Below are 12,624 nucleotides of genomic sequence, written 5' to 3'. Positions count from 1 at the left end.
ACCCCCCCCCCCCCCCCCCCCCCCCCCCCCCCCCCCCCCCCCCCCCCCCCCCCCCCCCCCCCCCCGCTCCCACAATGACCGAGTCAATGATCGAGTCGGCGCTGGCTGAAGGCGGTGTTCCTTTAAAGGGCGTTGCCGCGAAAACATGCTCCCTTCTGTAACACCCTCTCACCCCTTATCAGCGAACGCCTGAGCCCTCGCCCCCCGGCAACCCCTCTAACCCGAGGACCCACGAAGAATTCATGTCCTGACATTGAAACAGGCACATTCATTGCTAACATAATATCGTATACGAAATTCCTAATACGGCAGCCAACACCACTCACCGATAACGAGGTCTCCATGAAAAATCCCGTTTTTGCCGCAGCGCTCAGTGTGGTTCTCAGTTCATCCTTTATCGCCACGGCCCAGGCCGACAAGCTCGACGACATCATTGGCTCGGGCAAGCTGCGTTGCGCCGTGACCCTGGACTTCCCGCCGATGGGCTCACGCGATGAGAGCAACAAGCCGGTGGGCTTTGACGTCGACTACTGCAACGACCTGGCAAAAGTCCTCGGGGTCGATGCGGAGATCGTCGAGACGCCGTTTCCGGACCGGATTCCGGCACTGGTCTCGGGTCGTGCCGACGTGATCGTCGCCTCCACCTCCGACACCCTCGAGCGGGCCAAGACCGTTGGCCTGTCCCTGCCCTACTTCGCCTTCCAGATGGTGGTCCTGACCCGCAGCGACACCGGTGTCACCAAGTACGAAGACCTCAAGGGCAAGCCGGTCGGTAACACCAGCGGCACCTTTGAAGCCCTCGCCCTGGAAAAAGACCAGAAGAGCTGGGGCACCGGCAGCTTCCGCGCCTATCAATCGCAGAACGACACCATCCTGGCCGTCGCCCAGGGTCATATCGACGCCACCGTCGTCACCAACACCGTGGCAGCCGCTACGCTTAAATCAGGCAAATACAAGAACCTCAAGGTCGCCGGCAACGCGCCCTACGTGATCGACTACGTCTCGCTGGGGGCCAAGCGCAACGAGTACGGTCTGATCAACTACCTCAACCTGTTCATCAACCAACAGGTGCGTACCGGACGTTACAAGGAGCTGTTCGTCAAATGGGTCGGGACCGAGATTCCCCCGACCGACCTGACCGTGCCCCACGTCTACTACTGAGGAAACCTGAATGCCCAGCACGCCCACTTCCCTGCCAGGACGCAGCCTGGTCGAGGGGACCGCCCAAGGTCCCTTGCTGTTCGCCGATGTCGGCCTGAGTTTCTGGGGCGGAGTCGATCCGTTCAGTGGCGAGGTGATCGACCGCCATCACCCCCTCAGCGGCGAACACCTGGCCGGCCGCGTGCTGGCGCTACCCAGCGGGCGCGGCTCCTGTACCGGCAGCAGCGTCATGATGGAGTTGATCAGCAACGGTCATGCGCCGGCGGCGCTGGTGCTGGCCGAACAGGATGAAATCCTGACCCTCGGCGTGCTGGTGGCCCAGGTGATTTTCGAGCGTTCCCTGCCGGTGCTGTGCATCGGCCAGGAGGCCTTTGCCGCCTTGCGCGGCAAGGCCTTCGCCAGGGTCGAAGGCGCCAGCCTGAAACTCTTCGACGCACCACCCGCCGATCACTGGCAGGCACCGGCCCTGCCGGTGCAGGCCCGACCTGCGACCCGCAGCGTCGAACTCGGCGAACACGACCTGGCCCTGCTCGACGGCCAGTATGGCAAGGCCGCCCAGGTGGCCATGCAAATCATCCTGCAAATGGCCGAGCTGCAAGGCGCCCCCGCCTTGCTGGACGTGACCCAGGCGCATATCGATGGCTGCATCTATACGGGACCTGCGAGCCTGCGCTTTGCCGAACAACTGGTGCAATGGGGCGCGCGCGTCCGCGTCCCGACCACCCTCAATTCCATTTCCGTGGACCAGCGCCGCTGGCGCGAGTTGGGTGTCGACCCCGCCCTCGGCGTGCCCGCCAGTGCCCTGGGCGATGCCTATATGGCGATGGGCGCGCAGCTCAGTTTCACCTGCGCGCCGTACTTGCTCGACAGCGCGCCGAAGGCCGGCGAACAGATCGTCTGGGCCGAATCCAACGCCGTGGTCTACGCCAACAGCGTGCTCGGCGCCCGCACCCTGAAGTACCCCGATTACCTGGATATCTGCATTGCCCTGACCGGGCGCGCGCCGTTGATCGGCTGCCATCTGGACGCCCAGCGCAAGGCCCGGCTGCAAATCGAGCTGCCCGCCCTGGGTGAACTGGACGATTCGTTCTACCCGCTGCTCGGGTATCACATCGGTGCCCTGGCCGGCAGCCGGATTCCCCTGGTGCTCGGGCTGGAACAGCGCCAGCCGAGCCTGGACGACCTGAAAGCCTTCGGTGCGGCCTTCGCCACCACCTCCGCGGCGCCGCTGTTTCATATCGCCGGGGTGACCCCGGAGGCCCTCGACCCGGCCCAGGTGCTGGACGCGGATGTCGCGCTACCGGTGGAAAAAATCCGCCTGGCGGACCTGCTGCTCAGTTGGCGTGAACTCAACAGTGCTGGTGATCCGCGAGTGGAGGTGGTGTCGCTGGGCAACCCGCATTTTTCTCTCAGCGAATTTGCCCATCTGGCCCGTCTCTGCCGGGGTCGGCACAAGCACCCCGATGTGGTCCTCGCCATCACCTGCGGCCGCGCGGTCCTGGAACAGGCGCGCGCCGCTGGGCATATCGCGCCGATCGAAGCCTTCGGCGCCACCCTGGTGACCGACACCTGCTGGTGCATGCTCGGCGAACCGGTGATCCCGCCGGCCGCCACCACCTTGATGACCAACTCGGGCAAATACGCCCATTACGCCCCCGGGCTGGTGGGCCGCAAGGTGCACTTCGCCAGCCTCGCCGAATGTGTCGACGCCGCCTGCAGCGCCAATGCCAGCGGGCGTTTGCCGGCCTGGTTGGCGCCTGCCGCCTCGCTGGAGAATCTCGCGCATGTTTGATTACACCTTCCAATGGCGCGCGGCCCTGCGCGCCCTGCCGGACATGCTCGGCGGCGCCCTGGTCACCTTCGAGACCGCCGCCTTGTCGATGATCTTCGGGGTGCTGATCGCCCTGGCCCTGACCGTGATGCGCGAAACCAGAAATCCGCTGCTACGCGGTATCGGTAACGGCTGGGTGTCGATTGCCCGCAACACGCCTTCGCTGTTCCAGATCTACATCCTCTACTTCGGCCTCGGTTCGCTGGACCTGCATGTCAGCTCATGGTTCGCGCTGCTGGCCGGGATCACCTTCAACAACGCCGGTTATCTCGCGGAAAACTTTCGCGGCGGCCTCAAGGCGGTGCCCGACACGCAAGTACGCGCGGCGCGCTCCCTGGGCATGAGCGCCTTCCAGGCCTACCGGATGATCATCGTCCCGCAACTGTTGCGCATCGTCTTCTATCCGCTGAGCAATCAGATGGTCTGGGCGGTATTGATGACCTCGCTGGGGGTGGTGGTCGGACTGAACAATGACCTTACCGGCGTGACCCAGGAGTACAACGTCAAGACCTTCCGTACCTTCGAGTTCTTCGCCATTGCAGCGGTGCTGTATTACCTGATTGCCAAGGCGATCGTCGCGGCAGCCCGGCTGATGGCCTGGCGACTGTTCCGCTACTGAGGAGGTGACATGTTTTCCACCAGTTTTTCCTGGAACGACCTGCTGTTCCTGCTCAACGGCGCCTGGATCACCCTGCAACTGACATTCTGGGCGATCCTCCTCGGCTCTGTCGCCGGGCTGCTGTTCGGCTTGTTGCGGGCGTTGTTGCCACGCGCCAGCCTGCCCCTGGCCTGGGTGCTCGATGCGTTTCGCAGCGTGCCGTTGCTGATCCAGTTCGTGTTGTTCAATTCGCTGAAAAGCATCGTCGGCCTGAACATCAGCGCCTTCAGCGTCGGCTGCATCGTGCTCGGGGTCTACACCGCCGCGTACTTCACCGAGATCGTCCGCGGTGGCGTGCTGTCGGTGCCGCTGACCCTGCGCCGGGCCAGTCGCTCGCTGGGCCTGAGCTTTTACCAGGACCTGCGCTGGATCGTCCTGCCGATGGCCTCGCGAGTGGCCTTCCCCGGCTGGCTGAACCTGGTACTCGGGGTGATGAAAGACACCGCGCTGGTGATGTGGATCGGCATCGTCGAACTGCTACGCGCCTCGCAAACCATCGTTACGCGCATCCAGGAACCGCTGCTGGTGCTGTGCATCGCGGGCCTTATCTACTACGTCATGAGCCTGGTGGTCGCTCGCCTCGGCGCTCGTCTGGAAAGAAGGTGGCAAGAAAATGATTGAGATCGACAACGTACACAAATCCTTCGGCGACCTGGAAGTGGTCAAGGGCGTCAGCCTGACGGTGAACAAGGGCGAGGTGGTGTCGATTATCGGCGGCTCCGGCTCGGGCAAGTCGACCCTGCTGATGTGCATCAACGGCCTGGAATCGATTCACAAGGGCAGCGTGCGTGTCGACGGCATCGAGGTCCACGACAAAGGCACCGACCTCAATCGCCTGCGCCAGAGGATCGGCATCGTGTTCCAGCAGTGGAACGCCTTCCCGCACCTGACCGTGCTGGAGAACGTGATGCTGGCGCCGCGCAAGGTCCTCGGCAAAAGCAAGCAGGACGCCGAGGAACTGGCGGTCCGGCAACTGACCCACGTGGGCCTGGGCGACAAGCTCAAGACCTTCCCCGGCAAGCTCTCCGGCGGCCAGCAACAGCGCATGGCGATTGCCCGCGCTTTGGCCATGTCGCCGGACTATATGCTGTTCGACGAGGCCACCTCGGCCCTCGACCCGCAACTGGTGGGCGAGGTGCTGGACACCATGCGCATGCTCGCCGAAGACGGCATGACCATGGTCCTGGTGACCCATGAAATCCGCTTCGCCCGGGATGTCTCGGACCGCGTGGCGTTCTTTCGCAACGGCCTGGTGCACGAGATCGGCGCGCCCGACCAGGTCATCGGCAATCCCGTGCAGCCGGAAACGGCGGCGTTCCTCAAGTCCGTGAAATAAACATGATCCCTAAATGAAACGTGCTCCTGTAGGAGCCAGCTTGCTGGCGATGAACGTCGCCACGGCGCGATCAGTCTGATGCCCCGCGTTATCGTTGACGACCATCGCCAGCAAGCTGGCTCCTACAAGGTCCGCGGCCAGTCACACAAGGAGTATGCAATGCGTTCTTCGAAAATCGTTCATGTGGTCAGCTGCCACGCCGAAGGTGAAGTCGGCGATGTGATTGTCGGCGGCGTCGCCCCGCCACCCGGGGCCAGCGTGTGGGAGCAGTCGCGTTGGATCGCCGAGGATCAAACCCTGCGCAACTTCGTCCTCAACGAGCCGCGCGGCGGGGTGTTCCGCCACGTCAACCTGCTGGTGCCGGCCAAGGACCCGCGGGCGCAGATGGCCTGGATTATCATGGAGCCGGCCGATACCCCGCCGATGTCCGGGTCCAACTCGCTGTGCGTGGCCACCGTGCTGCTCGACAGCGGCATCCTGCCCATGACAGAACCACAGACCCGATTGGTGCTTGAGGCGCCAGGTGGATTGATCGAAGCGGTAGCCGAATGCAAGGACGGCAAGGTCCAGCGGGTGGAAATCAAGAACGTGCCGTCGTTCGCCGACCGCCTCGACGCCTGGATCGAAGTCGAGGGCCTGGGCTCGATCCAGGTCGACACCGCCTATGGCGGCGACAGCTTCGCCATTGTCGATGCCCAACAACTGGGGTTTGCCATTCGGCCCGACGAAGCCAGGGACCTGGTCGCGATCGGCCTGAAGATCACCCGCGCCGCCAACGAGCAACTGGGCTTCGTCCACCCGCTGAACCCGGACTGGTCGCATATCTCCTTCTGCCAGATCGCCGCCCCGCTGGTCTACGAGAACGGCGTCGCCAGTGGCGCCAACGCCGTGGTGATCCGCCCCGGCAAGATCGACCGCTCGCCCTGTGGCACCGGTTGTTCGGCGCGCATGGCGGTGTTGCAGGCCAAGGGCCTGCTACAGGTCGGCGAACGCTTTATCGGGCGCTCGATCATCGGCTCGGAATTCCATTGCCGCATCGACTCCCTCACCGAAGTGGCCGGACGTCCGGCGATCTATCCGTGCCTGTCCGGGCGGGCCTGGATCACCGGCACCCATCAATTGCTGCTCGACCCGAGCGATCCCTGGCCACAAGGCTACCGGTTGTCGGACACCTGGCCCGGTGCCTGAGCGCCAACGCCACCGCCAGACGGCTGATTGAGACAAACCGACGGCGCCATGACGGTGCCCAGCGAAAAAACACTGGTCTAATCTTTTCACTTAAAATATCGTATACGAAATACGTTAAACCACTGGAGTGCATCATGAGCAAACGCATCAACTGGAGCGGCGTCTTCCCGGCGGTCACCACTCAATTCAACGACGATTTCTCCATCAACCTGGAAAAAACCCACCAGGTGATTTCCAACGTGATCCGTGATGGCGTCTCCGGCCTGGTGGTCTGCGGTTCGGTGGGGGAAAACACCTCGCTGAGCGCCGAAGAAAAGATCGCCGTGACCGAAGTCGCGGTGGATGTCTCGCGCGGACGTGTGCCGGTGATCTGCGGCGTCGCCGAGTTCACCAGCGTGCAGGCGGCCAAGGTGGCCAACGCCGTGCGTAAGGCCGGGGTCGACGGCGTGATGCTGATGCCGGCGCTGGTCTACGGCTCCAAGCCGTTCGAGACCGCCGAGCACTACCGCTACGTGGCGAAGAACGCCGACGTGCCGCTGATGGTCTACAACAACCCGCCGATCTACAAAAACGACGTGACCCCGGACATCCTGATTTCCCTGGCCGACTGCGACAACGTGGTGTGCTTCAAGGACTCCTCCGGCGACACCCGACGTTTCATCGACGTGCGTAATGAAGTCGGCGACCGTTTTGTGTTGTTCGCCGGCCTCGACGATGTGGTGCTGGAAAGCATTGCGGTGGGCGCCGAAGGCTGGGTCTCGGGCATGTCCAACGTGTTCCCGGTCGAGGGCGAAACCATCTTCCGCCTGGCCAAGGCCGGGCGCTTCGCCGAAGCCATGCCGATCTACGAATGGCTGATGCCGATCCTGCACCTCGACGCCCGTGCCGACCTGGTGCAGTGCATCAAGTTGTGCGAAGCCATTGCCGGTCGCGGCAGCGCTCTGACCCGTCCACCACGCCTGGCCCTGCCAGAAGCCGATCGACTGTTCGTCGAGCGGATCATGGCCAAGGCCCTGGCCAATCGTCCGCACTTGCCGGACGTCGGTCTCTGAGTTTTTTCCGACAGGAGTGTTCCATGTCCGAGATCATCGGCCACAACTACATCGGCGGTGCGCGCAGCGCCGCCGGCACTATCACCCTGCGCAGCCATGACGCCAGCAGCGGTGAGCCCCTGCCCTTCGTTTTCACCCAGGCCACCACTGGGGAAGTAGACGCCGCCGCCCAGGCTGCCGCGTCTGCCTACCCGGCGTTCCGTGCGCTGTCGGCCAACCGGCGCGCGGAGTTTCTCGAGGCCATCGCCGCGCAACTGGATGCCCTGGATGATGACTTCATCGCCCTGGTCACCCGGGAGACCGCCCTGCCCACCGGCCGTATCCAGGGCGAACGCGCGCGCACCAGCGGCCAGCTGCGCCTGTTCGCGCAAGTGCTGCGCCGCGGTGATTTCTATGGCGCGCGCATCGACCGCGCGCTACCCGAGCGCCAGCCGCTGCCCAGGGTCGATCTGCGCCAGTACCGGATCGGCGTCGGCCCGGTCGCGGTGTTCGGCGCGAGCAATTTCCCGCTGGCCTTCTCCACCGCCGGCGGCGATACCGCGGCCGCCCTGGCCGCCGGTTGCCCAGTGGTGTTCAAAGCCCACAGTGGGCATATGGCGACCGCCGAACGGGTGGCTGATGCAATCATCCGCGCCGCCGAGCAAACCGACATGCCCAAAGGCGTGTTCAACATGATCTACGGCGCCGGTGTCGGTGAAGCCCTGGTCAAGCACCCGGCGATCCAGGCCGTCGGTTTCACCGGTTCGCTGGCGGGCGGCCGCGCGCTCTGCGATATGGCCGCCGCGCGGCCACAGCCGATTCCGGTGTTCGCCGAAATGAGCAGCATCAATCCGGTGCTGGTGTTGCCCGAAGCCTTGCAAGTGCGCGGCGAGAAAATCGCCCGTGAGCTGGTGGCTTCGGTGGTGCAGGGTTGCGGTCAGTTCTGTACCCATCCGGGCCTGGTGCTCGGTATCGCTTCGCCAAGGTTCACCGCGTTCACCGCTCTGCTCAGTGCCTTGATGAACGAACAAGCGGCGCAAACCATGCTCAACGCCGGCACGCTGCGCAGCTACGGCAATGGCGTGCAGGCCCTGCTCGATCATTCCGGCATCAGCCATCTGGCCGGCAAGGCTCAGCTAGGGCACCAGGCACAGCCGCAACTGTTCAAGGCCGATGTCCGCCTGCTGCTCAACGGCGATCCGCTGTTACAGGAAGAAGTCTTCGGCCCCACCACCGTCCTTGTTGAAGTGGCCGACCAGGCCGAGCTGCAACAAGCGCTACGGAGCTTGCACGGTCAACTCACGGCCACGCTGATTGCCGAAGCCGGCGATCTGCAAAACCACGCGGAGCTGCTGCCGCTGCTGGAGCAAAAGGTCGGCCGGGTGCTGTTCAACGGCTATCCGACCGGGGTCGAAGTCGGCGATGCCATGGTCCACGGTGGGCCGTATCCGGCCACTTCCGATGCCCGGGGCACGTCGGTTGGCAGCCTGGCCATCGAGCGCTTTCTGCGCCCGGTGTGCTACCAGAACTGCCCGGACGCCTTACTCCCCGAAGCACTGCAAAATGCCAACCCGCTGGGTATCAATCGCCTGGTGGACGGCACCAGCCTGCGCGCACCACTGTAAAAAACAGCGCCATCGGCTGGACCGATGGCGCCCTCCTTCACTCAGCCCAGCAGCGCTTTCAGATCGTTGTACAGCGCCTCGGGGATCCGTACCCCCTCCACCAGGCTACGCGCTCGCGCCGCATACCGCCGTTGCGACGGCAAGCGGGCGCCCTGCCCCTGGATATTGTCGAACAGGGTTTCGGCACGGGCCAGGTGTTGCTCGCTGGCCGCACCGAGAAAACGCTGCGGATCGAACGCGATGATCAGTTCGCCATGGTACGGCGACGACTTGCTACCGGCGTCATGGGCCAGCGACTCGGCACTGGTCAGGTCACCGATCAAAGGCCCGGCGATCAGTTCCACCATGGCCGCCAACGCCGAGCCCTTGTGCCCGCCGAACGTCAACATCGCGCCGCTATCGAGCACCACATTCGCATCGGTACTCGGCTGTCCCTGGGCATCCACGCCCCAGCCTTCGGGGATCGCCTTGCCGGCACGGCGGTGCAACTCGATCTCGCCACGCGCCGTCGCGCTGGTGGCGAAGTCGAAGACAAAGGGATCGTGGCCCGGGCGCGGCCAGCCGAAGGCAATGGGATTGGTGCCGAACACCGGCTGGCTCCCGCCCGCCGGCGCGACCCAGGCATGGCTGGGCGTGCAGGCCAGGGCCACGAGGCCGGTCGCGGTCAGTTGCTCGATCTCGACCCAGAGCGCGGAGAAATGCACACAGCGATTGATCGCCAACGCGGCGATCCCGTTGGCCCGGGCTTTCTCCCGCAGCAACGGCAGGCCCGCCTGGAACGCCAATTGGGAAAAACCACCCGCCGCATCGACACGCACGATCGAAGGCGCCTGGTCGATGACCTGCGGCAGGGCATCGGCGACTACCTTGCCGGCCCTGAGGGAATTCACACAGCCCAGCACCCGGTACAGGCCATGGGAGGCACAGCCATCGCGCTCGCCGGCAAGCACCGTGTCGGTGACCGCGCGGGCGTGAGCGAGGTTGAAACCGTTATGCAGCAAGATCGATTCGGCCAGCTCGCGAGCTTCAGCCAGGGACAGTCGGATCATCGTCAACTCCTCGAACAGACGCTCCAGACTGGCCTATTCGCGGACTCGCGGCTTGATCGCTTTAGCCCGGCTCGATGACGAATTCGGCATACCGCCGATGCCCGCAAAAAAGCCTTGCACAGATGGTATTACGGTATACCATAATACCTGAAAATCTATAAATCCGCTTCAGCCATCCGAGGACCGTGCAATGATCGATGCCGCCATCTACAAACAAGTCATGGGCTCGTTCCCGTCCGGGGTTACCGTAATCACCACCCTGGATGACGATGGCCAAGTGGTAGGCCTCACCGCCAGCGCCTTCAGTTCCCTGTCCATGGAGCCGGCCCTGGTGCTGTTCTGCCCCAACTACAGTTCCGACTCCTATCCGGTGCTGATCAGGAACAAGCGTTTCGCCATTCATGTGCTGTCCGGCGGGCAGCAGAACGAGGCCTACGCCTTCGCCCGCAAAGGCAAGGACAAGGCCCAGGGCATCCCGTGGACCTTGAGCGAACTGGGCAACCCACTATTGCCCAACGCCAGCGCCATCATCGAGTGCGAATTGTGGCGCGAGTATGAAGGCGGTGACCACGCGATCATGGTCGGTGCGGTGAAGAATCTGATTGTGCCGCGCCAGGACGCCGGCCCGATGATCTACTGCCACGGCAAGATGGGCGCCCTGCCCGTTCTCGCCTGAGCCCTGACGCCGACCGGCAAACGGTCCTTGCTTCACGGCAATAAACAGTATTATGGTATACCAACAATTCAGCAGTCAGACCTGCCGGCCAACAACAAAATCCGAGGTAAGCGTCATGAAGTTTTCCCTCTTCATCCATATGGAGCGTTGGGACGAAAGTGTCAGTCATCGCCAGCTGTTCGAAGACCTGAGCGAACTGACCCTGCTGGCCGAGGCCGGCGGCTTCAGCACCGTCTGGATTGGCGAGCACCACGCCATGGAATACACCATTTCCCCGAGCCCGATGCCGCTGCTGGCGTATCTCGCGGCTAAAACCAGCACCATTCACCTCGGCGCCGGCACCATCATCGCGCCGTTCTGGCACCCGTTGCGGGTCGCCGGGGAATGCGCCCTGCTGGACGTGATCAGCAATGGCCGGATGGAAGTCGGCCTGGCCCGTGGCGCCTACCAGGTGGAGTTCGACCGCATGGCCGGCGGCATGCCGGCCTCCTCCGGCGGCCAGGCGCTACGGGAAATGGTTCCCGTGGTGCGCGCTCTGTGGCAGGGCGACTATGCCCATGATGGCGAGATCTGGAAATTTCCCACCTCCACCAGCGTGCCCAAGCCGATCCAAAAGCCCAACCCGCCGATGTGGATCGCCGCCCGCGACCCGGACTCGCACAACTTCGCCGTGGCCAATGGCTGCAATGTGATGGTCACGCCGCTGATGAAGGGCGACGAGGAAGTGCTGGACCTGAAGAACAAGTTCCAGGCCGCGTTGGACAACAACCCCGAGGTCCCGCGCCCGCAACTGATGGTGCTGCGCCACACCCACGTGCATGCGGTTGACGACCCTGACGGTTGGAAGGTCGGGGCCAGCGCGATCTCGAAATTCTATCGGACCTTCGACGCCTGGTTCGGCAACAAGCAGGTGCCGGTCAATGGCTTCCTGGCGCCGAGTCCGGAAGAGAAGTTCGCCGAGCGGCCTGAGTTCGCCCTGGAGAATATCCGCAAGAACACCATGATCGGCACACCGCAGGAAGTCATTGCGCGGATCCGTTATTACCAGGAACTGGGGGTCGACGAGTTCAGCTTCTGGTGCGACAACAGTCTGCCCCACAGCGAGAAGAAAAAGTCTCTGGAGCTGTTTATCCAACAGGTTGTGCCGGCGTTTCGCTGAGTCCTGGTCTCGACCGCAACGGTAGGAACAGGCGGTCGAGGCTCGATTGCGCGCGGTGAAGGTGACGCTGCAATGGGTATCAGGTAGCCCGCGTTAGCGTTGACGACCATCGTCAGCACGCTCGCGCCTACAGGTTTCGTTGCAGGCTCGGGATCACGGCGCCTTGCGTTCGAAAATCGCCCCCTCGATCCCCAGCACCTCGCGATTGTCCGAGTAGATCCCGACGCCCTTCTCCCACACCGCCTTGATCGAATGGTCGGCGCAGCGGATCCGATAGTTGAGCTCGAACGCCTCCTGCCGCGACAAGGCGTATTGCACCTCGCGCCAGACGTAATCGGCATCCTGCGGATGAATCAGGCTGTTGTAGGTGAAGTCATGGTTGTCCACCAGGCGCTGCGCCGGATAACCGGTCAGTTGCAGGCAGCCGGCGCTGACGAACTCCATGGTCCAGTCGCGATTATTACGCCCGCGATAAATCAGCCCGGGCATGCTGTCCAGCAGGCTCAGGGTGCTGCGCTGGCTGGCCTGCAGGGCAATTTCCCGGCGTTTGTGCGCGGTGACATCGCCGACCGCCAGGTAAAAACCGTCGGCGCCGCGCTTGAGATTGACCTCGAACCAGCGCAGCTCACCCGAAGGGTGGACGAAACGCAGGCGCTGGTTAAAGGCCGTCTCGGGGCGTCGGCGCAATGCCTGGAGCGCCTGGCGCCATAACGGCCGGTCCTCCTGATGCACGTAGTCGACCAGCGGCTGCTGGGCGTCCGGGGTGTTCATCAAGGCAACCCAGGCGCTATTGCAGCGGGCGATCCGCGCATCGTCGCCAAGTTCCAGCAGTGCCACCGGGAAGCGGTCCAGCGCCGCCTCCGCCGGCTCGTTCAACAGCGATTCGAGCAATGATCCGCGCTTATCCATG

At 63.8% G+C, this 12,624-nt stretch carries 12 protein-coding genes; 10 read left to right on the top strand and 2 right to left on the bottom strand.

Translation table 11 applies throughout. From position 1 onward, the window contains the following. Positions 1-342: 342 nt before the first annotated feature. The 8 genes from AC07T0_RS13685 to AC07T0_RS13650 all read left to right on the top strand — a co-directional run bounded on the left by AC07T0_RS13685 (position 343) and on the right by AC07T0_RS13650 (position 8,830). Positions 343-1,161, top strand: coding sequence for an ABC transporter substrate-binding protein (locus AC07T0_RS13685; RefSeq protein WP_495001680.1), 819 nt, complete (start codon positions 343-345; stop codon positions 1,159-1,161). A gap of 10 nt (positions 1,162-1,171) precedes the next feature. Then, positions 1,172-2,953: a cis-3-hydroxy-L-proline dehydratase gene (gene lhpI / locus AC07T0_RS13680; protein ID WP_495001679.1), complete on the top strand. Its 1,782-nt coding sequence runs from the start codon at positions 1,172-1,174 to the stop codon at positions 2,951-2,953. Then, on the top strand, positions 2,946-3,611 hold the full coding sequence (locus AC07T0_RS13675) for an amino acid ABC transporter permease (RefSeq protein ID WP_495001678.1): 666 nt from the start codon (positions 2,946-2,948) through the stop codon (positions 3,609-3,611). The genes lhpI and AC07T0_RS13675 overlap by 8 nt, the downstream gene beginning before the upstream one ends. Positions 3,612-3,620: 9 nt before the next feature. Beyond that, on the top strand, positions 3,621-4,271 hold the full coding sequence (locus AC07T0_RS13670) for an amino acid ABC transporter permease (RefSeq protein ID WP_495001677.1): 651 nt from the start codon (positions 3,621-3,623) through the stop codon (positions 4,269-4,271). After that, complete coding sequence (locus AC07T0_RS13665; protein WP_495001676.1) at positions 4,264-4,986, top strand: amino acid ABC transporter ATP-binding protein; 723 nt, start codon at positions 4,264-4,266, stop codon at positions 4,984-4,986. The genes AC07T0_RS13670 and AC07T0_RS13665 overlap by 8 nt, the downstream gene beginning before the upstream one ends. Before the next feature lie 159 nt (positions 4,987-5,145). Beyond that, positions 5,146-6,174 (top strand): trans-3-hydroxy-L-proline dehydratase, encoded by a 1,029-nt coding sequence (locus AC07T0_RS13660; protein WP_495001675.1) that lies wholly within the window; start codon positions 5,146-5,148, stop codon positions 6,172-6,174. Between the two features lie 134 nt (positions 6,175-6,308). Then, positions 6,309-7,226, top strand: a complete 918-nt coding sequence (locus AC07T0_RS13655; protein ID WP_495001674.1) for a dihydrodipicolinate synthase family protein — start codon at positions 6,309-6,311, stop codon at positions 7,224-7,226. 23 nt (positions 7,227-7,249) lie between these two features. After that, complete coding sequence (locus tag AC07T0_RS13650) at positions 7,250-8,830, top strand: aldehyde dehydrogenase (NADP(+)) (RefSeq protein ID WP_495001673.1); 1,581 nt, start codon at positions 7,250-7,252, stop codon at positions 8,828-8,830. A gap of 41 nt (positions 8,831-8,871) precedes the next feature. Here the strand turns inward: AC07T0_RS13650 and AC07T0_RS13645 are convergent, their stop codons facing one another. Continuing rightward, entirely contained in the window at positions 8,872-9,879 is a 1,008-nt protein-coding gene (locus AC07T0_RS13645) for an Ldh family oxidoreductase (protein WP_495001672.1), read from the bottom strand. 190 nt (positions 9,880-10,069) lie between these two features. Here AC07T0_RS13645 and AC07T0_RS13640 point away from each other — a divergent pair, with 190 nt between their 5' ends. Next, the gene (locus tag AC07T0_RS13640; protein WP_495001671.1) at positions 10,070-10,555 is read left to right on the top strand and encodes a flavin reductase family protein; all 486 of its coding nucleotides are present in this window, start codon (positions 10,070-10,072) and stop codon (positions 10,553-10,555) included. 115 nt (positions 10,556-10,670) lie between these two features. Beyond that, on the top strand, positions 10,671-11,714 hold the full coding sequence (locus AC07T0_RS13635; protein WP_495001670.1) for an LLM class flavin-dependent oxidoreductase: 1,044 nt from the start codon (positions 10,671-10,673) through the stop codon (positions 11,712-11,714). A gap of 153 nt (positions 11,715-11,867) precedes the next feature. Here AC07T0_RS13635 and AC07T0_RS13630 read toward each other — a convergent pair whose 3' ends face one another. After that, positions 11,868-12,623 (bottom strand): PAS domain-containing protein, encoded by a 756-nt coding sequence (locus tag AC07T0_RS13630; RefSeq protein WP_495001669.1) that lies wholly within the window; start codon positions 12,621-12,623, stop codon positions 11,868-11,870. Position 12,624: the final 1 nt, after the last annotated feature.

This window comes from Pseudomonas sp. GW821-FHT04D07 (genome assembly GCF_059420225.1).
The sequence above is the reverse complement of the archived record's forward strand: the minus strand, read 5'-3'. Positions and strand labels throughout refer to the sequence as shown.